The following is a 21,222-nucleotide window of genomic DNA, read 5'->3' as shown; positions in this document are numbered from 1 at the left end:
CTAACCTTAAATTAATAAAATTAGGAAGTGACAAAAATTATTTGATACTATATAATTATTTGTAATACATAATTATATAAAACATAAAAACACATAAAAGGAGAAATACAAAATGAAAAAAATGGTAATAGCAGCATTATTAATGGTTTGCTTAGCTACTGTTTTAGCAGGTTGCGCAAATAAAGAAGAGCCAAAAGAAAATACACAAGTAGAAAACAATGTTGAAAAAGAAGTTAGTGAAAAAACATTTGCTGAATTTATAAAAGTATTAGAAGCAAACAATACTTTAGAAATAAAAAAGTTTATTTTAGACAATATACAAAAAGTTGATGAAAAAACTGCAGATAAAATGGTTATGAAATATGAAATTTTATTAAAGGATAATTTCGATAAGCTGTCTAAGAAATTTAATTCAATGGAATATTTCGGCGCAGTTAATGACACTATGGATGAAAATTATGAGTTGAACTTAGAATCAATTAAAGATGAAAATATAAAGAAAGAAGTAATGGATGCTGTAGCTTCTGGTTATACATTTGAATCTTTAGAAGGAAGTTATTATCTAACTATGGATTATTCCATGATTAATGATACTTTTGGTACTTATCTTTCTGAAAATGTAAAACCATATTACGAACTTAGAAAGAAAGAATTAGAGAAGCCTACATTTGTTGAAGAATATGTAAGTATTGATTTTGAAGAAATAAAAAATAGAGCAGTTACGCTTGAAAAATTTATTAGAGATAATAAAGATTATGAGAATAAAAAAGATTTAGAAGATATGATGAGATGGTATGTAGACGCTTTATTAAGAATTGATCATTTTGGTGATACTGTAGATTATGAAACTGGAAAAGTAAATGCTGTTGTTAAGAAGACATATGAAGAACTTAAATCAAGTGATCTTAAGATTTTAAAACACGTATCAGAAGAAATGGACAATTTATTATCTGAGTATAAATATGTATTAAAATCAGATGATCAAGAAGGTGCTCAAAAAATAAATGAGTTGAGGTTCAAATTATCTGATGAAGTAGCTAAAAAAATTGAAGAGTATTATTATTAAATATAAAGAAGTACCTACAAGTTAAAGTAGGTACTTTCTTTTTCTTTGGGGGATGGAATTATGAATAAAACGATTGGAATACTAGCACATGTAGATGCTGGCAAAACTACATTTGCTGAGCAAATTTTGTATCATACTAAAAGCATTAGGGAAAGAGGCAGAGTAGATCATAAAGATGCTTTTTTAGATAGTCATAATATAGAAAGAGAACGAGGAATTACAGTGTTTTCAGACCAAGCAGTAATGACTTATAAAGATTCAAATTATTACTTAATAGATACTCCTGGACACATAGATTTTTCATCAGAAATGGAAAGGTCAATTCAAATTATGGATTATGCTATTGTCATTATTAGTGCGGTTGAAGGTATACAGGGTCATACAGAAACGCTTTGGCAATTACTTAGAAAATATGAAGTACCTACTTTTTTCTTTATAAACAAGGTAGATAGAGTGGGTGCAGATGTGGAAAGTGTATTAGAAGAAGTTAGATTGAATCTAACAGAAGATGTTTGTGATATAACAGAATCTTTTAGTAAAGATGGAATGAAAGAAGATCTTATAGAATTTATAGCAGAAAGAGATGAAGTGCTTTTTGAGAAATATATTGAAGATGGATATGAAAATAATTTATGGTTAAGTAATATGAAAAGTATGATTAAACAAAATAAAGTTTTTCCGTGTTCTAGTGGGTCTGCTTTGCAAGATATTGGTATAGTTGAATTTTTAGATAAAATACATGAACTAACTTTTACAAATTATTCTGATGAAGATTCTTTTTCAGGTAGAGTTTATAAAATACGACATGAAAATAATGGAACTAAAGTAACTTATATTAAAGCTTTGAGTGGAACATTAAAAGTAAGAGATGAGTTAAGTTATGGTAATGAAGAAAATAAAATTTATGAAAAAATTACTCAGATAAGAGTTTACAATGGAAATAAATTTAAAACTGTTGAGAAAGTATCATCAGGACAAGTTTTTGCAGTAACTGGATTAACAATACCATCAATAGGAGATGGTTTAGGAAACTTGAGAGAAAAAGTAAGTTATGAAATAGTACCAACCTTAAAATCTAAAGTTATATTTGATTCCTCATTGAATACAAAACATGTATTAAAATGCTTTAAAATGTTGGGTTCAGAAGATCCTTCTTTAAATGTAATATGGGAAGAATCTTTACAAGAAATACACATTCATGTTATGGGAACTATTCAGTTAGAAGTATTAGAACAATTGGTGAAAGAACGATTTGGCTTTGTTGTTACATTTGAAGATCCGCAAATATTATATAAAGAAACTATTGATACAGTAGCAAATGGATATGGTCACTTCGAGCCTTTAGGGCATTATGCAGAAGTACATCTTAAATTAGAGCCTTCTAAAAGAAATGGGGGTATAGAATTTGAAAATAATTGTCATACTGATGATCTAACAGTTGGAAATCAAAATTTGGTTCATCATCATATTTATGAAAGAGATCATCATGGACTATTAACAGGTTCATCTATAACAGATATAAAAGTAACTTTGCTCACAGGCAGAGCACATAATAAACACACTAGTGGTGGGGACTTTAGAGAAGCTACATATAGAGCCTTAAGACAAGGACTTGAAAAGGCAAAAAATATCTTGCTTGAACCATATTATAATTTTAAAATTAAAGTGGAATTAGATCATATCGGAAGGATTTTATCAGATATACAAAAAGCATATGGTAGTTTTGATACACCGAAGACTATGGGGAATAAAGTAATTATAACAGGTAAGGTACCTGTATCTACTTTTATGAATTATAGTACAGAGTTAGTTGCCTTTACGCAAGGAAAAGGTAGTATGAGTTTACTGTTTGCTGGTTATGAACGCTGTCATAATGAAGAAGAAGTTATAGAAAGAATTGGGTATAATAAAAATGCTGATTTTGACTATACCTCATCTTCTATATTTTGCTCAAAAGGTCAAGGATATACAGTGACTTGGGATAAATCAGAAAAAGAGATGCATTGTTTATAAATAAGATTCTGGTAGACTATATTAAAATAAGTATAGTTGCCAATATAAGCAATATGTTAGTATGAAATGAATTTTTTTTATAGATATATTTACAAAAATATGGTAATCTGAATTTGGAAATATAAAATAGATTAGGGGGTAAAAAGTGATAAACAAAAGATTAATTTCGATTTTTAGTGTATTTTTCTTAGTCACAATGATAGGTGTAGTTATGGCTGCAAACGGATGCTATAGGCTCAATACATATAGATATCTTATATATATTTGGAATCTATTTTTAGCTTGGATACCATTTGGATTTTCTTTAATAGTACACAATAGGTACTATAAAGGTAAGGGAAATAGCAACAATATAGTAATATTTATATGTATGTGCATATGGTTACTATTTTATCCTAATGCTCCTTATATAATAACTGATTTTATACACATCAGTGTATCTAAGTATCCATTTAAAATAGAAGATACTTTAGAATTTCAAAGGAACTTTTGGATATGGTATGATTTTATACTTATAGCTTTTTTTGCTTTAATAGGATATTTACTTGGGGTAGCCTCTTTGTATTTCAATCAGATAATAGTTAAAGATAAATTTAATGCTTTTATATCTTGGATATTCGTAATCATTGTATCGTTTCTTGGTGGATATGGAATATATTTAGGTAGGTTTGTAAGATTTAATAGCTGGGATATAGTATCAAATCCTATGAAGTTATTTGGGTATATTATAAATAGTTTTAAACTTGAAGCTATATACTTTTCATTGATGCTTGGAACGGCTTTACTGTTTACTTATATACTTGTGTATAGTTTGATAAATTTTAAGAACAATCCTGAATAAAGGGTTGTTCTTTTTGAATATATTAAAAAACTAAAGTACATTATAATAAATATATAAAGCGAAACTTAATTCAGATGGAGTTTTAGAACTTTTAGATTTAGGCGAAACATATCATTATGACAAAAAACAATATTTTTTGATATAATTAATATGAAACATTAATTTGGAGATGATAAATTGATATACTTATTAAAAAATCTTATAAATAATCTAGGATACGTAGTATTAATAGCCTTTATGATATCTAAGATTAAAAGTTTTAAGAAAATAATACAAAAAGATGAATTTAACTATATAGACCTTTTTGTATTATCGTTTATATTTGGAACATTTGGGATACTTGGCACTTATATAGGTACAGATGTTAGAGGAGCTATAGCAAACACTAGAATAATTGGGGTTATGGCTGGAGGTATACTTTGTGGTCCATTTGTTGGAATTGTATCAGGAATAATAGCAGGACTTCACAGATACTTAATAGACGTCGGGGGAATTACAGCTTTTCCTTGCTTTGTTAGTACTGTTATTGGAGGATGTATATCAGGAATTATATACAATAAATCAACTGATAAGAATAGATGGATATACGGTATTTTAGGTGGAATACTAATTGAAAGTATAAGTATGGGATTAATACTATTACTTTCAAGACCATTTACAGTAGCATTTTTGATAGTAAAAAAAATATATATACCTATGACTTTGGTAAATGGAATGGGTATAGGAATTGTAATATTAATTACTGAGAATATATTTGAAGAAAAAGAAGAGATAGCTGCAAGGCAAGCAAAATTGGCTCTTGAAATAGCTAACAAGACACTTCCTTATTTCAGGAATATAAACAATGATTCGTTAAAGCAAATATGTACAGTTATAAAAGATAGTGTAGGAGCTAGTGCGGTATCTATAACTGATAAAAAGTACATATTGGCTCATGTAGGAGATGGAGATGATCATCATATAGATGGTGAAAAAGTGTTAACTCGTGCTACTGAAAAGGTAATAGAAACTGGAGAAATAGTAGTACTTAGAACGAATAAGCAAATAGCTTGCCCGAGTGAGAATTGTCCATTAAAATCTGCTATAATAATGCCTTTAAAGGATAGTGAATCTGTTGTTGGAGCATTAAAAATATATTATAACAAAGAGGATTCTATAAGCTTTAAGGATGAGACTTTAGCTATAGGACTTTCTCAAATGATATCTACTCAGCTTGAAATAGCTAAAATAGAAAGACTTAAGGAAATGGCAAATAAAGCTGAGATAAAGGCTCTTCAAGCTCAAATAAATCCTCACTTTTTATTCAATGCATTAAATACTATAGTTTCATTTATAAGAATAAACCCAGATCGTGCAAGAGAACTTATAATAAGCTTATCTACTTATCTTAGATACAACCTAGAAATTGGTGAATCTTGTGTTGATATAAATAAAGAATTAGATCAAGTTAAAGCTTATGTAGAAATCGAAAAAGCCAGATTTGGTGATAAATTAAATGTAGTATATAATATTGATGAGAGTATAGAAATAAAGGTTCCAAGTCTTATAATACAGCCGTTAGTTGAAAATTCTATAAAACATGGAATATTAAAGGGAACGGGTAGTGGATGCGTAACAGTAAAAGTTCAAAGAAATTTTGATGATGATATTGAAATTTCTATACAAGACGATGGTATTGGAATCGATGAAAAAATAATAAAAAATATATATAAGAGAAATATGAAGGAAAATAAGATTGGACTTGTGAATGTACACAATAGATTGAGACTCATATATGGAAAAGGTCTTGATATACAAAGGCTTGATAAAGGAACAAAAATCAGCTTTATAATATATCGTGAAGGAAAGAGGCAATAATATGAGATGTATAATAGTAGATGATGAATCTCCTTCAAGGGAGGAGCTTAAGTACTTTATAAATAACTTTAGTTCAATAGAAATAGTAGAAGAGTTTGATGATTCATTAGAAGCGTTGAACTTTATAGAGAGTAATGATATTGACATTGTATTTTTAGATATAAATATGCCAAAGTTAGATGGTGTTTGTTTAGCTAGGGTTATAAATAAGTTTAATAAAGATTTTAAAATAGTTTTTATAACAGCATATAAAGAACACGCTATAGAAGCATTTGAATTAGAAGCGTTTGATTATATATTAAAGCCGTATTCAGAAGAAAGAATACTCACTACGTTAAAAAAGATAGAGCGATTAGAGAATTGTGAAGAAAAAAAATATATATGTGACAGAGTGACTCTTTTAAAAGGAGAGAAGATGATAGTAGTAAATATTGATGATATATATTACTGTAAATCTTCAGAAAGAGAAACTCTAGTTTATACTAAGGATAAAGAATATACTGTTAATATGAGCATATCTGAGTTTTACAATAAGATTTCTGGGTATAATTTTTTTAAGAGTCATAGATCTTATATATTGAATATAGATAAAATAGAAGAGATAATACCTTGGTTTAACAATACTTACAATGTTAAATTAAAGAAATTAGATATTGAAATTCCAGTTAGTAGGAAAAATATAAAAGAATTTAAGCACATAATGGGCATATAAATGCACTTTATGTGCTTTTTTTTGCATTTCGTGTAAAATATAAAATTTTGAACAAAAACTTCATTATAATTTAATTAAAGACAATTAAAATTCAAGGAGGGAATACTATGATAACGTTTTTCTCAGCAATTATACTTTTAATCCTAGGATATTTTATATATGGTAAGTTTGTAGAAAATATTCTTGGAATTGATGATTCAGAAGTTACACCAGCTATTGAAATGGAAGATGGTGTAGACTATATACCTATGAGTTGGCCTAGAATTTTCCTTATTCAGTTTTTAAATATTGCAGGACTTGGACCTATATTTGGAGCAGTAGCAGGAGCTTTATGGGGACCAGTAGCATTTTTATGGATTGTATTTGGATGTATATTCGCAGGAGCAACACACGACTTTTTATCAGGATATTTATCTATGAAGCATAAAGGAACTAGTGCATCAGAAATAGTTGGGATGTATTTAGGTGAAACTGTAAAGAAAATAATGAGGGTATTTACAGTAGTATTATTAATATTAGTTGGTGTAGTATTTGTTACAGGTCCAGCTGGGCTTTTAGCTAACTTAACTTCATTTAACAAAGGATTTTGGGTTATAGCGATAATAGCATATTATATATTAGCAACTGTACTTCCAGTTGATAAATTAATAGGAAAGATATATCCAATATTTGGAGCTTCTCTTCTTATAATGGCTGTAGGTATAGCTGGAGGATTAGTTGTAAAAGGATACAATATACCAGAAATAACTGTTGCAAATCTACACCCTAAGGGAACTCCTATATTCCCATTCTTATTTATAACTATAGCATGTGGTGCTATTTCAGGATTCCATGCTACACAATCTCCTCTTATGGCTAGATGTGTTAGAAAACAAAGTGAAGCTAGAAGAATATTCTATGGATCAATGATAGCAGAGGGAATAATAGCTTTAATATGGGCAGCAGCTGCTATGACTTTCTTCGGAGGAACTGAAGGACTTGCTGCGGTACTTGCTAAAGGTGGAGCAGCAGTTGCAGTTAACGAAATATCGACTTCTTTACTTGGTAAGTTTGGTGGATTATTAGCTTTACTTGGAGTTGTAGCATGTCCTATAACATCAGGAGATACTGCATTTAGAAGTGCGAGACTTACTATAGCAGACTCTATAAATTATAAGCAAGATAGTTTAGTTAAGAGATTTTCAATAGCACTACCATTATTTGCAGTAGGTATAGCTCTTACATTTATAGATTTTAATATAATATGGAGATACTTCTCTTGGGCTAACCAAACTTTAGCAATGATGATGTTATGGGCAGGAGCTGCTTATTTAGCTAAAGAAAATAAGAATCATTGGATTGCAAGTATACCAGCTGCATTTATGACTGTTGTAACAACAGCATATATAATACAAGCGCCAGAAGGATTTAAACAATCTGCAAGTCTTGCAAATCCTATAGGTATAATATTTGGACTTGTAATATTTGGATTATTCTTATCTAAAAAGAATAAAAATAAAGATAAGATAGCTGCTTAATGAATGTATCAAAATGAAACATGTGTATCGTTTTGAAACACAAGGAAAAAGCTATCAATATGATAAATGTATCAATATGAAACAAAAAGGTATGATTGAGATCAATCATACCTTTTTTATTTATAAAAAGTCCATAGTTAAAACATAAAGTATAGATTTTAGACATATTGATAATTATATTAGATAAAAATTTGTTTACTTAATTAAGTTCTGGGAAAGTTTTTATTAATATAAGTAATTGCAGTATGAAGAAGTAAATTTTTTTATTGTATACATGGTTAAAATCACCAGATAAAGGGTATTTAATATAAAAGTGAATAGAAAATATTAAGAAAAATAGATTTGAATATGTAGACTTGGTATAGATATTGCTTAATAAAAGAATAATATTAATAGATAAGAGAGGGGGAGATTTGTATGGAACATTCATCTATTTCATATATATCTTTGTTGATAATAATTTTACTTGCTACATTTGTACCTATATTAATAACTAAAATTAAGTTTATACCAATACCTATAGTGGTTGGAGAAATAGTGTCCGGAATGATTATAGGAAAGAGTGGATTTAACTTGATTCAAGAGAGTCCTCAGCTTGACTTCCTGTACACGTTTGGATTTGCATTTTTAATGTTTTTGTCAGGTCTTGAAATTGATTTTAATTTGATGAAGCCAACTAACAAAAGTTCTGAAGCTAAGTGGTATAAAAAACCATTGCTGGTATCTATAATTTTATTTCTTATAACATTGATTTTATCATTTGTTATAGCGTACATGTTTAAAGCATTTGGACTTGTATCTAATGTAGCCCTTATGAGCTTGATACTTAGTACTACCTCTTTAGGAATAGTAGTTCCTATATTAAAAGAAAAAAATATAATAAACTCAGAATATGGGCAAACAATATTGCTTACTTCTTTGATATCTGATTTTGTTACTATGGTACTTATAACATTTTTTGTTACATTTTATACATCAAAGGCAACTTATGAAGTGCTTTTAATTTTACTATTATTTGTTGCATTTTTTGTCTTTTATAGAATGGGACTTAGGTTTGTAGTAGATAATAAGATAGTAAAAGAACTAGCTGATACTACATCTCAGATAAAGGTTAGAGGAGCGTTTTCTTTAATATTGATATTCATAGCTTTAGCTCAAAGTCTTGGAACTGAAATTATTCTGGGGACATTTTTAGCAGGTCTTATAGTTGCCCTGCTAGATGAGAAAGACAAATCGGATTTATATGTTAAACTTGACGCAATAGGATATGGATTCTTTGTACCTATATTCTTTATAATGGTTGGGGCTAACTTTGATATTAAGGCAGTTATTAATAATCCAAAGGCAATATACCTTGTACCAGCTTTACTAATCGCTGTGTACGCAGTAAAAGTAATACCATCTTTACTTTTGAAATTTAATTTTTCTATGAAAAAAAGTATAGCAGCAGGATTTTTGCTATCCTCAAGACTTAGCCTTATTATAGCTGCAAGTGCCATAGGGTTAAAGCTTGGACTTATAAAAGAGGAGACTAATGGTGCTATTATATTAGTTGCTATAATAACTTGTACATTTTCGCCTCTTGTATTTAATCAAATGATGCCTAAAATTGATCTTAAAAATAAAAAAAATATATTTATAATAGGTATTAATGATAAAAGTATGTTGCTTGCTAGAAGGCTTAAAAAGTTCGAAATGAATTTGACTTTTGTAACATATAATAAATCTCAGTTTGATAAGATAAGTGCTACTGGAGAAACTGTATATTTAGGAGATGCAACTGATAGTAAATGGCTTGAAGAAATAGGAATAGACAAAGCAGATACAGTTGTTGTTGCAAAAAGTATAGAAGATATGAATACTGAAATTTGTGAAATATGTAAGGTTGAATTTGGTATAGATCATATAATTCTATTAACTAATAGTCAGTCAACACCTAAAGGAGAGTCTTTATACGGAGCTATGAGTGTATCGCCAGAATTTGCAACTGCTTTTATGGCAGAACATTTTATAATACATCCAAAAGCGTTTTCTTTATTGTTTGAAGAAGAAGATTTTATGATAGAAGAAGTATATCTTGAAAATGAAGAATATTTTTTAAAACCATTAAATAAAGTGGTTTTACCAGGAGATTGCTTAATTTTATCAATATTAAGAGGGGCTGAAAAAATAATACCTCATGGATATAATATACTTCAACCGGGAGACATTATAATGATTGTTGGAGAAAGTCATAATGTTAAAAAAGCAAAAAATATACTTGGAAGTATAAGGGAAGACAGTTATTTATAATAAATAACTGTCTTTCTTTTCCTAAGATTATAATGGGAATTTTAAGAAAAATATTTACTTTTAACTTTAAGAATGATATAATAAATAGAACTGTTTTACTCTAAAAACTTCGAAATTAGAATTTACAAATCTTTATGAAATTCTTACCTAGATACAATATCTAAATTCAATTGATCACAATGAATATGCATAATTGAGACTTTATAGAGTATGTTTGACTAGGAAAATAGCGAAAAATGTCGAAAATATCCAATTAATTAAGCTATAAAAATTTTATAGTTTAAATTGTTGTATAAATATAATATCAACTTATAGTTTATGTGGTAGTATTTACACCTATATAAGACTTAAAATTTGGAATATTAATAATATAGTTATAAAAGTATAATTTAAACTAAAAATTATTAAAAATAGAAACAACTTCTATTTTAATGTAAAAATGTTACAATAGTATGATTCTTCATATTTAAAATAAATAATGCAATATTAGGAGGTTTTAAATGGAAAACAATAAAAGACAAATTTCATTAAAAAGAGCCGAGGAGTTAAAGGGTAGAATAGAGGACTATTTAGAGGCTAAAAAAACTATACCTAAAGGCTTGGAAAATCAGGAAGCGTTACTTGAGAGAAAAAATAAAATTCTATCTGTTCTTGGAGGAACTGAGGAAGATTGGAATAACTATAAATGGCAATTATCGAATAGAATCGGGGATGTAGATACTTTATCTAAAATACTAGATCTAACAGATAAAGAAATTAAGAGAATAGAAGAGGTTGGCAAACAATTTAGATGGGCTGTATCTCCATATTATTTAAGCTTAATAGATCCAAAAGAAAAATTAGATCCTGTAAAACTTATGTCTATACCTGAGTTTATAGAACTTCAAGATAATGTAGACGATTTAGATCCTATGGGAGAAGAATTTACAAATCCTGCTGGAAGTATAACTAGAAGATATCCAGATAGACTTATAATAAATGTTACTAATGAATGTGCTATGTATTGTAGACACTGTCAGAGAAGAAGAAATATAGGTCAATGTGATGAGGCTAAATCTAAAGATGTTATACAAGAGTCTATAGATTATATAAAAGAAAATGAAGAAATAAGGGATGTATTAATAACAGGAGGAGATCCACTTACACTAAATGATGATTATTTAGAGTGGGTAATAAGTCAATTAAGAGCTATTCCTCATGTTGATTATATAAGACTTGGAAGTAGAACTCTAGTTACTATGCCTCAAAGAATTACTGATGAGTTTTGTAATATGATTAAAAAGTACCATCCTATATTTATAAATACTCACTTTAATCATCCTATGGAGATTACAGAAGAGACAAAAGCTGCGTGCGAAAAACTTGCAAATTCTGGAGTGCCTCTTGGAAATCAAGCTGTATTATTAAATGGAATAAATAATGATAAGTTTGTTATGAGATGCTTAAATCATGAATTGTTAAAGTGTAGAGTAAGACCTTACTATATATTCCATGCAAAGCATGTTAAGGGAACTACGCATTTTAATACATCTATAGATGATGGAATTGAGATAATGGAGTACTTAAGAGGGTACACGTCTGGATTGGCGGTTCCAACATATATAGTTAATGCTCCAAAAGGTAAAGGGAAAACTCCTATACTTCCTCAATACTTAATTTCAAGAGGAAAAGATTTTGTAATGATAAGAACCTGGGAAGGTGAAATCGTAAAATATGAGAATCATCCTTCTGTAGATATAAAAGAAGTTATCAAATAGTTTTTGACAATAATATTATATTGTGATACAATACATTTTGTTGAAAAAATAAATAATGAGTAAGTCGGATAGTTACGTGTGCAAACACGAGGAAAGTCCGAGCTCCACAGAGCAGGGTGCTGGATAACACCCAGTGAAGGCGACTTTAAGGATAGTGCAACAGAAATAAACCGCCATAATTTATTATGGTAAGGATGGAAAGGTGAGGTAAGAGCTCACCAGCAACTAGGTGACTAGTTGGCTATGTAAACCCCACCTGGAGCAAGACCAAGTAGGAACTAGAAAGGGGAGCTGCTCGTTCCCTTTCCGATGGTAGGTCGCTTGAGCCTATTGGTAACAATAGGCCTAGATAGATGACTATTTATTACAGAACTCGGCTTATAGATTTACTCATTTGAAATAAAGACTCAGCTTTTGCTGGGTCTTTTTTAGTGTTCGAAATTAAAAAAACAAATATCTGCTTAAGAGGAAAATAGACTCATTTAAATACCGCTGATTAGTTAACATTTTAATAAAAAATCAGCTATCTACGTCATAAGATAGCTGATTACTATATCAATTTATAATTAATTTACTTTTATGTTTAACATATATTCTAAAGCAAACATCTTCAATTAAAGAATATACACTACTAGTTATAAAATATAATCCAATTGCTACTGGAGTCTTAGCTGTTAATATAAAACTCATTATAACTGTAGATATAGCCATTTGCTTACTAAATGCAATTTGAGAACTTACCTTGAAATATGGAATAAAACTTATTAAACTGGGAGCTAACATAGTTAAAGTATAGATACAAGGTATGATAAATAAATTATCTGATACATTTAAACTACTAATCCATGGAATCAATATACTTGCTGAATTTTGTGGCATATTTAAAAATGTATTGTATAGTGAATAAATTATAGGCATCTGTATTAAAAGTGTTGAACATCCTAACATACTTTTCATGCTTTCGGTTGAATGTTTCTGTAGTTGTCTCTCCAGTTCTATAGTATTGTCTTTATATTTTTCTTTTATATGATTAATTTTTTCTGCTAAGTTTTGATGTTTTACCATAGAAAACCTTTGTTTTAAAGATAGTGGAATTAAAAGCAGTTTTACCACTAAGGTTATGTAGACTATTGAAAGTCCTAAATCTCCTGTAAAACTAAATAATATATTTAATAAATTTTGTAATACACTTGAAATGAAATCCATTTTATTTTCTCCTTTAATTTTAAAATTTAGGTTTATAAAAAGGTTCATTTCAAATTAGAATAAACTATAATACCTCCAAATAACATACTTTTGAAAACTAAAGTACTGTCGTGGTTCTAATATTTCAGAATACTTAAATCTATTTAAAAATATATTTTTTATTAAAATATATTCAATTTGGTAAGATGTACGTTTTTCATAAAAGTAAGCTAAACATCCAATTGTTGATAATAAGAACGTTATATAGATTAATATATATATAACATTATTTAGATCTAACTTCATTAGTTCACCTCGTTAAGAAATTTATATGATTATTAATATAATTATAGTATATTAAGTTCTGCATGTAAATATTTGTAAATTAAATCTGTGATTTTATTTTATAAAGATATTGATATTATTTAGGATAATATAATAGTTAGTGAAAAAAAACACCCCAAAATCAAGCCTAAAGTTTAACCAAATATTTTTGTGCATATTCAATTATAACTTATACAAATAGGTTTAACAGAACCTAAAAATATTATGAATAAAATATTAGATATTTTATTATATATTTTTTGGGGATTTCCATAGTAAAATAAGTTTTTTAGAAATGAGATAGCAGTATTAGGTAAATAGTATTAGAATAAAGTTAAAATGATGTTCATTAAAATGTTAGCTACTTTTTTAAAAATTTTTCTATGAAACTTAGATTATGGTGTTTAAATATACGTCAAGAAAACTCGTTGTTTGAGCTGGGCGAGTTTAGAGTTTTTAGGATATTTAATAAGGCGTAATCTGTAGTTTTATAAAAATCTTTAATTAAGTAGAGGTATTTTAATGGGCATCATTTCTATACTCGCAACAAAATAGGATAAAAAGTTTAATAGGTATGTCCGTTAGGACTGGTTTCACCACATACCCCTCTAGAACATAGCATAATATTAAGATGTTTTAAGGGGGTATTTATATGGGGAAGCGAACGTATAGAATAATGGCGTTTGATGGTGGTGGAATAAGGGGAGTTCTTAGTGCTACTATACTGCAAAGATTAGAAAAAGAAAATCCTAGATTAATAAAAAGTACAGATTTATTTGCGGGCACATCAACTGGTTCTTTTATAGCTCTAGGTCTTGCTTATGGCTTATCTATCAAAGAAATACTAAATTTATATTCTAAGTTAAACTGTAAGTATATATTTTCTCCTAAATACAATGAACTTTTCAGACCTAAGTATAACAATAAGCATTTGAAGGAAGTTCTTATGAGGGTATTTCCTAAAAAACTTAAGTTGAAGGATTTAAAAAAGAAAGTATTAATACCTAGTTTTGAGGTTATAAGTAAAGATGGTGGGAGTTGGAAACCTACGTTTTATACTAATTTTGAAGACAAGGGAACGTCTAATGAGTATGTAATAGATGTAGCTTTGTATAGTAGTGCAGCTCCTATATATTTTCCATCTCATAAAAAACATATAGATGGAGGTGTTATTGCAAATAATCCTAGTTTAGCGTCTATTTGTGTTGCTAAGGACTCAAAGGGAGCCAATAAAAAACTTGAGGATATGAGACTTTTATCTATTGGAACTGGCTTTACTCCAACGAATATAAAAGCAGATACTAGAAAGTGGGGAGCTATAGAGTGGGGTCTAAGTCAAAATCCTCCATATCCACTTCTTAATATATTGTTTGAGGGAAATACGGATGCGGATAGTTATTATAGTCGCGAATTATTAAGGAATAATTTTTTAAGAGCTAATCCTGAACTTTCTAAGTCTATTGCATTAGATGATTGTAAAGAAATACCTTATTTAATTAACGTTGCAGACAGTTATGATATAAAATTTATAGATAGTTGGATTAACAATAAATGGTTCTAATATTTGTTTAAATAAATTAGCTGTAGTATAATTTATTTAAACAAATAAATGCTAAGGAGCGATGTATGGACAATAAATCGAACTTTACTAAAGAAAAATTAGTATTTAAATTTAAAAAGGTGCACAGGCAATTGACTGATATATATATAAGGATTTTAAGCATTAAATACAAAAATTGTGATGAATCTTTGGCGTTTAGGCAAGCTTATATTTTTATTAATAAGGTTTTTTTACTTAGGATATTTCAGAATAATGGATTTAGGCTAGGGGTTTGTAATGAAAAACAATTTATTATAGAGAATAAGCTCAATGAGCTGTTAAAAATTTATCTTAAAAATACAGAAAACTATGAAGATTTGAATTTGTTTTGTGAAGAAATAGATTTAAGTGAAAGCCAATTAAATGAAGATGAAGTATCTGTAATGTACAATGCAATAAATAAAATAAAAATACATGTAGATTATTTGCAGAGGATGGATAATACGATACTTGGAGATTTGTATGAAGTTTTTATGGATGAGGAGATTAGAAAGTCTCTTGGGCAGTTTTATACACCTGGGTTTATAATAGATTATATTTTAAATAAAACTATCCTAAATGAGGATATAGTAAAGAAACCTTTTATCAAAGTTTTAGACCCTGCATGTGGGAGTGGACATTTTATTATAAAAGCTTATGATATGTTAAAAAAGAAGTTTATTGAAGAGATGAGTGTACTGAGAAAAATATACAAGGATGAAATTTATACTATAAAAAAAGCAGGCAAGTATATAGAACTTAGGGGTATAGATTATTGGAAGATAGAAAATTTACATTATCATTTGTTAAAAAATTGTATATATGGATCTGATGTTGATAAGTTTGCTATAGACATTACTATTGTGAATTTGATTATAAAGGATGTAAAAAACTTTAGTTATGATATTAATATTATACATTCAGATAGCTTAGTTAGATGGGAAAATGAAAAGTATACTAAAAAAAGAGAATTTTGGATTAATAAATATGATTATATTATAGGAAATCCCCCTTATGTTGGAAGTAAGAAGTTGGATAGTGATTATAAGAAATGGTTAAATGAAGAATATGGAGATGTATTTAAGGATAAATCTGACATATATTATTGTTTTTACAAGAGGATACTAGAGGTTTTGGATGATGATGGTAAGGCTTGTATCATAACTCCTAGGTATTTTATAGAAAGTCCTAGTGGTAAACCACTTAGGAAATATTTAAAGGAAAAATCTAGTATATTAGAAATAGTAGATTTTTATGGTAATCAAATATTTAAAGGAGTAGGTGTAGCTATTGCTATATTTACATTTAAGAAAAAACTAGACACAGATATTATATCAGTTTATAAACTTGGAAATGATAATTTAAACCTTGACAGTAATACAAGTCTTGAAACTATGCTGAATGATAAGTGTTTCGAAAAATTTAATTTAAAAAGGTCTGAGCTTGAAGAGGATAGATGGATTCTTGTATCGGATGTTAAGTACAATATTTATAAAAAAATCAAGCAAAATTTAGATTATGAATTAAAGGATATAGCCACAAGTTTTCAAGGTATAATAACTGGGTGTGATAAGGCTTTTGTTTTAAATAGTAAAGAAGTTGAATCTAATAATATAGAAACAAACATACTTAGAAAATGGGTTAAAAACAAGAATGTAGATAAATACTCTGTTGAAGATAGCGATTTGTTCATAATATATTCAGATTTTATTGAAGATGAATCTGAATATAAAAATGCTTTGAAGTATATAGGTAAATATAAACAAAGGTTGGTAAATAGAAGAGAATGCAAAAAAAATATAAGAAAGTGGTATGAGCTTCAATGGGGTAGAGATTATAAGTGTTTTGAAAAAGATAAAATAATGTACCCTTATAAGGCATCGCATAATAAGTTTGCTATTGATAAAAATGGATATTATTGTAGTGCTGATGTGTACTCTTTTTATATAAAAGATGGGTATGAAAAGTTTTTTTCTTTAGAGTACATAGTGACGTTATTAAATTCAAAGGTATATGAGTTTTATTTTAAAATGTTTGCAAAAAAAATAAGTGCTCGTATATACGATTATTATCCCAATTCCATAATGGATATGGGTATATTTAAAAATTTTAAATATGATGAATTAGAAAGCATAGGTAAGAAAATAATATCTTTAAAAAGAGATGTAGATATTATAAAAAATAAAAAAAGCTATGATAAAAAAGATCCTATAAAACATTTTTATAATAAGTGTGTTAATATATTAAAGTTGAAAGAGGAAATATACAGATTAGAATTAGATGTAGACTATATAATTATAGATTCATTTGATTTAACTAAAGATGACTTGAGTATAATATATGATGATTTAAATATATTAGATATAGATAAGCTAAAACAAATGATACCAGAGAATGAATTCATTAAAATGCATATAAATAGAAAAAAATCTATAGGTTATATGTCTAATTTATATGATTGTGATGAGTTTAAAATAATTAAGTTGAGGCATGATTACAGTATATCTTGTTTTGAGTATGAGCCATGGCGACTCTACAATATGAATGAATTATATGATGAGATAACTGAATATTTACAAAAAAATATAGAAACAATAAAAGATATCGAAAATATGAATATAGATACAATAGATGAAATTATGAATAAAAAATGTAAAAACTATTTAATCAATATTAAAATATTGAGTGAAAAATACAATTCTAAAAATAGGTTAAATATATTAAAGAAAATTATGAAATAATAGCAATATATAATACAATCCTTCATAAATATATATAGAGGATCAAAAAGGAGGTATTGTATGTTTAAAATAAATGTTAGTGAAGAAGACTCTATGTTTCTAATAAATATAGGTGGAAATATATCTAAGGAAGAAGTAAATGAATTTTTTATAGAATATAAAGAAAATATAAAAGAAATAAGAACATCAAAATATAATCTGGTTGTACATCCACATGAGTTTGAAACAGATGAAGCACATTCTATAAAAAGCATATTTAAAAAATTTATGAAGAGCGGATTTAAAAGAATATACATATTAGATAAAATAGGAATAAAAGAAAATCTAAGACTGAGTAAATTAGAAAAGAAATTTTTTTATAATAAAGTTACAATAGTAGATTCTATGACTGAGATAGAATAAGTTGAAAACATTATGTTTTCAACTTATTTTTGGTTTCCATGAATATTTTTAATACCGTTTTTATCTATAACGATCTCTTTATTATAAGCGGCTTTTGAAAAGATTTTTTCTGCTTTTGCAATAGGAATACCCTTTAATATCATATTTTCGGGCTTTGCTTCACCCACCTTATCTAGATAGAGTCTGTACAAGTAATTAACTGCTTGTGGTAAAAATCCCAACATCCTAGCTGCCACAGTATCACAAGCAACAGGATCTGTTCCCGCTATTATAAGACCATCTGTGTCTACTGCTTTACCTTCACTTGGACCGTTTCCTATCATGGTTTTATCAAGACTGATTATACTTAAATCTATTGGTATTTTTTTAGACATTGCAACTATAAATCCGTGTAGATCTTCATGTATACCTAATTTCTTCTTTGGAAATCCATGAACTCCAGCTGGAGGCCAACTAAGCATTATATTTTTAATACTAGCACTCATAGTAGCTTCTTCGTGCTGTTTAAGCTGTGTAAATGATATTAATACATCAACTTCATCTATTAGCTTGTTAATTTTAGTATTTGGAATTATATCATGGTCTAAATCTATTGTTGTATATGGTCCGTAGTTTAAGTCAACAAACTCCACATTTTCATCCTTTATAACCTTATCATAACCTACAAATTTCATTACATCTAAGGTTTCTTCTCCTCCAGAACCTGTTGCTATGTATATTTTTGAAGGATTATAGGTCTTTACATACTGAATTAATGATTTTAAAGTATTTGGTCCTATTACTGTACCTGTTGACGGTTGTTTAGATTTAACCCAGTTAGGGGTTATAACTACTGTATCATCGTTCTTTATCATATCTTCTATAGGAAGCATATCTAGAGCGTCTTTTAATGAATTTTTTTCACTCTCTGACTGACTTATAGAAACTATACAATCTTTTATTTTTCTATTATTTCTCATAAAAAAACCTCCTCATTAAATTAGAATATCCAAGAAATTTATATAAATACATATGAATATACAAGTAATGCCAATATACATCTAAAAACAAGTCTATATTGATTAAAAATAATTAAATAAATACATAATAGAGAAGTAGAAATAACTAATATATAGCAGGGAGTTGTTAAATTTATGAATGAAAAAGTGGTGTTAACGGGAAATCAAGCTATAGCCAGGGGATTTTATGAAGCAGGAGGATTAATAGCATCTAGTTATCCAGGATCTCCTACTGTTGGAATAATAGAGAATATGAACAATTATAAAGAAATATACAGTGAATTTTCGACGAATGAAAAAGTTGCATTAGAGGTAGCTATGGGAGCATCTTTTGGAGGTGTAAGATCACTTTGTAGTATGAAGCATGTAGGAGTTAATATTTGTGCAGATCCGCTTATGACATTTACACAGAGTACAATAAATGGAGGATTTGTATTGATTAGTGGTGATGATCCTGGAATGCATTCTTCTCAAAATGAACAGGATAATAGAGTCTTTGGCAAATTTGCAAATATGGCAATATTAGATCCTAGTGATTCTCAAGAATCTAAAGATTTCACAAAAATAGGACTAGAGTTAAGTGAAAACTACAGTATGCCTTTTATGCTTAGGATAACAAGTAGATTATGTCATAACAGAAGTGTAGTAAATCTAGAAGAAAGAAAAGATATTGATATTAAGGCTTTTGAAAAAGATGCTTACAAATACTGTATGCTTCCACCTTATACAGAAAAAGCTCAGTATTTTATGAAGGAAAGACTTCAAAAACTAGAAGATTATGCCTATAACACTGATTTAAATAAGTTAGAAGAAAAAGAAGAAACAGATACAATAGTAATAACATCAGGACTTGTATATCAACATCTGAAAGAAATAGATTTGGACGCATCTATATATAAGTTAGGTATGGTTTATCCAATATCTATTAAAAAAGTAAAAGAATTAAGTAAAAAATATAAAAATATAATAATTTTAGAAGAGATGATGCCTTTTATAGAAAATGAATTGAAAATAAACGGGATCGACTGTAAAGGTAAAGAGTACTTTTCATTTACTGGAGAAATTCAAATTGAAGATGTAGAAAAAGGTCTTGAAAAAGCGGGATTAATAAAAGAAAGAAAACTTAATGAAAAACAAAGATTAAAAGTTCCATCAAGAAGCCCTCAATTTTGTTCAGGATGTCCTCATAGACCTATTTATGACATATTAAAAAAAGCTAAAGTAAATGTTATTGGAGATATAGGGTGTTATTCTATGGGAGTGCTTCCTCCTTTTGAAGTCCATAACATAAATATGAGTATGGGATCTAGCATTGGTATAGTAAAAGGAATGAGAAAAGCTTGGGATTTAGCTGGAAATAAAAAGCCGTTAGTTGCAATGATTGGTGATGGAACATTCTTTCATTCTGGCGTAACAGGATTTATTAATTTAATGCATAAATTGGACAAGAATGCAAACATGACAATTATAATTTTAGATAATAAGACTACTGCCATGACAGGTGGGCAACCAAATGCAAGCTCAGATAAAGAAATGGATGTAAGTATAGAAGAGCTTCTTCAAACTATAGGTTTTGAAAGAATTAAAGTATTAAATCAATATAGTTATAAAAAAGCAAAATCAGTTATTGATGAAGAAATAAAACATGAAGGATTATCTATAATAGTTGCTACTGGACCATGTGCACTTCAATATAGAATGAGACATCCTCATTTTTATGTAGATCCTGATATTTGTATTAGCTGTAGGAGTTGTATAAGAACAAATTGTCCTCCGTTATTAATGAAAAAGTATGATGGACATGAGAAGTTAAAATCGTTTATAGATCCCGATATGTGTGTTGGATGTTCTATTTGTGCACAAGTATGTCCTGTTAATGCTATTAAAAGATCTAAACCAGATGATGATTTAAAGAATAAATAGAAAAGGATGATAGAT

The 21,222-nt window shown here is 28.2% G+C and carries 14 protein-coding genes and 1 other RNA gene; 13 read left to right on the top strand and 2 right to left on the bottom strand.

Features of this window, described 5'->3' with window-relative positions; translation table 11 throughout:
* Nucleotides 1-112 precede the first annotated feature (112 nt).
* The 9 genes from P4S50_RS12645 (at nt 113) to rnpB (ending at nt 12,452) form a co-directional block, all read left to right on the top strand.
* Nucleotides 113-1,066, top strand: a complete 954-nt coding sequence (locus P4S50_RS12645) for a hypothetical protein (protein ID WP_277731154.1) — start codon at nt 113-115, stop codon at nt 1,064-1,066.
* A 60-nt stretch (nt 1,067-1,126) separates the two neighbouring features.
* Complete coding sequence (locus tag P4S50_RS12640; RefSeq protein ID WP_277731153.1) at nt 1,127-3,079, top strand: GTP-binding protein; 1,953 nt, start codon at nt 1,127-1,129, stop codon at nt 3,077-3,079.
* 145 nt (nt 3,080-3,224) lie between these two features.
* A complete protein-coding gene (locus tag P4S50_RS12635; protein WP_277731152.1) occupies nt 3,225-3,920 on the top strand; it encodes a DUF1361 domain-containing protein in 696 nt (231 codons plus the stop codon).
* A 177-nt stretch (nt 3,921-4,097) separates the two neighbouring features.
* On the top strand, nt 4,098-5,777 hold the full coding sequence (locus P4S50_RS12630) for a sensor histidine kinase (RefSeq protein ID WP_277731151.1): 1,680 nt from the start codon (nt 4,098-4,100) through the stop codon (nt 5,775-5,777).
* A gap of 1 nt (nt 5,778) precedes the next feature.
* Nucleotides 5,779-6,489, top strand: a complete 711-nt coding sequence (locus P4S50_RS12625; protein ID WP_277731150.1) for a LytR/AlgR family response regulator transcription factor — start codon at nt 5,779-5,781, stop codon at nt 6,487-6,489.
* A gap of 107 nt (nt 6,490-6,596) precedes the next feature.
* Nucleotides 6,597-8,006: a carbon starvation CstA family protein gene (locus P4S50_RS12620; protein ID WP_277731149.1), complete on the top strand. Its 1,410-nt coding sequence runs from the start codon at nt 6,597-6,599 to the stop codon at nt 8,004-8,006.
* Nucleotides 8,007-8,423: 417 nt separating this feature from the next.
* The gene (locus P4S50_RS12615) at nt 8,424-10,298 is read left to right on the top strand and encodes a monovalent cation:proton antiporter family protein (RefSeq protein WP_277731148.1); all 1,875 of its coding nucleotides are present in this window, start codon (nt 8,424-8,426) and stop codon (nt 10,296-10,298) included.
* Nucleotides 10,299-10,798: 500 nt separating this feature from the next.
* Nucleotides 10,799-12,055 carry a glutamate 2,3-aminomutase gene (gene eam / locus P4S50_RS12610; RefSeq protein WP_277731147.1) on the top strand — a complete coding sequence of 419 codons (1,257 nt, stop codon included), beginning with the start codon at nt 10,799-10,801 and terminating at the stop codon, nt 12,053-12,055.
* Nucleotides 12,056-12,111: 56 nt separating this feature from the next.
* Nucleotides 12,112-12,452: RNase P RNA component class A (gene rnpB, locus P4S50_RS12605), an RNA gene on the top strand.
* 158 nt (nt 12,453-12,610) lie between these two features.
* Here rnpB and P4S50_RS12600 read toward each other — a convergent pair.
* Complete coding sequence (locus P4S50_RS12600; RefSeq protein WP_277731146.1) at nt 12,611-13,261, bottom strand: YidC/Oxa1 family membrane protein insertase; 651 nt, start codon at nt 13,259-13,261, stop codon at nt 12,611-12,613.
* Nucleotides 13,262-14,216: 955 nt separating this feature from the next.
* Here P4S50_RS12600 and P4S50_RS12595 point away from each other — a divergent pair.
* The 3 genes from P4S50_RS12595 to P4S50_RS12585 all read left to right on the top strand — a co-directional run bounded on the left by P4S50_RS12595 (nt 14,217) and on the right by P4S50_RS12585 (nt 18,286).
* The gene (locus tag P4S50_RS12595) at nt 14,217-15,125 is read left to right on the top strand and encodes a patatin-like phospholipase family protein (RefSeq protein ID WP_277731145.1); all 909 of its coding nucleotides are present in this window, start codon (nt 14,217-14,219) and stop codon (nt 15,123-15,125) included.
* Between the two features lie 65 nt (nt 15,126-15,190).
* On the top strand, nt 15,191-17,884 hold the full coding sequence (locus tag P4S50_RS12590; protein WP_277731144.1) for an Eco57I restriction-modification methylase domain-containing protein: 2,694 nt from the start codon (nt 15,191-15,193) through the stop codon (nt 17,882-17,884).
* 60 nt (nt 17,885-17,944) lie between these two features.
* Nucleotides 17,945-18,286: a hypothetical protein gene (locus P4S50_RS12585; RefSeq protein ID WP_277731143.1), complete on the top strand. Its 342-nt coding sequence runs from the start codon at nt 17,945-17,947 to the stop codon at nt 18,284-18,286.
* A gap of 23 nt (nt 18,287-18,309) precedes the next feature.
* Here the strand turns inward: P4S50_RS12585 and P4S50_RS12580 are convergent, their stop codons facing one another.
* A complete protein-coding gene (locus P4S50_RS12580) occupies nt 18,310-19,245 on the bottom strand; it encodes a DUF362 domain-containing protein (protein ID WP_277731142.1) in 936 nt (311 codons plus the stop codon).
* 174 nt (nt 19,246-19,419) lie between these two features.
* Between P4S50_RS12580 and P4S50_RS12575 the strand changes: the two genes are divergently transcribed.
* Nucleotides 19,420-21,207, top strand: a complete 1,788-nt coding sequence (locus P4S50_RS12575; protein ID WP_277731141.1) for a thiamine pyrophosphate-dependent enzyme — start codon at nt 19,420-19,422, stop codon at nt 21,205-21,207.
* Nucleotides 21,208-21,222 lie beyond the last annotated feature (15 nt).

Origin of the sequence: Tepidibacter hydrothermalis (assembly GCF_029542625.1) — a bacterium.
Lineage (GTDB): Bacteria > Bacillota > Clostridia > Peptostreptococcales > Peptostreptococcaceae > Tepidibacter_A > Tepidibacter_A hydrothermalis.
The sequence above is the reverse complement of the archived record's forward strand: the minus strand, read 5'-3'. Positions and strand labels throughout refer to the sequence as shown.

Coding starts and splice junctions, on each gene's coding strand:
- P4S50_RS12585 (WP_277731143.1), top strand. CDS start 17,945: ATGTTTAAAATAAATGTTAGTGAAGAAGACTCTATGTTTCTAATAAAT.
- P4S50_RS12575 (WP_277731141.1), top strand. CDS start 19,420: ATGAATGAAAAAGTGGTGTTAACGGGAAATCAAGCTATAGCCAGGGGA.
- P4S50_RS12620 (WP_277731149.1), top strand. CDS start 6,597: ATGATAACGTTTTTCTCAGCAATTATACTTTTAATCCTAGGATATTTT.
- P4S50_RS12645 (WP_277731154.1), top strand. CDS start 113: ATGAAAAAAATGGTAATAGCAGCATTATTAATGGTTTGCTTAGCTACT.
- P4S50_RS12580 (WP_277731142.1), bottom strand. CDS start 19,245: ATGAGAAATAATAGAAAAATAAAAGATTGTATAGTTTCTATAAGTCAG.
- P4S50_RS12640 (WP_277731153.1), top strand. CDS start 1,127: ATGAATAAAACGATTGGAATACTAGCACATGTAGATGCTGGCAAAACT.
- P4S50_RS12600 (WP_277731146.1), bottom strand. CDS start 13,261: ATGGATTTCATTTCAAGTGTATTACAAAATTTATTAAATATATTATTT.
- P4S50_RS12625 (WP_277731150.1), top strand. CDS start 5,779: ATGAGATGTATAATAGTAGATGATGAATCTCCTTCAAGGGAGGAGCTT.
- P4S50_RS12595 (WP_277731145.1), top strand. CDS start 14,217: ATGGGGAAGCGAACGTATAGAATAATGGCGTTTGATGGTGGTGGAATA.
- P4S50_RS12615 (WP_277731148.1), top strand. CDS start 8,424: ATGGAACATTCATCTATTTCATATATATCTTTGTTGATAATAATTTTA.
- P4S50_RS12590 (WP_277731144.1), top strand. CDS start 15,191: ATGGACAATAAATCGAACTTTACTAAAGAAAAATTAGTATTTAAATTT.
- eam (WP_277731147.1), top strand. CDS start 10,799: ATGGAAAACAATAAAAGACAAATTTCATTAAAAAGAGCCGAGGAGTTA.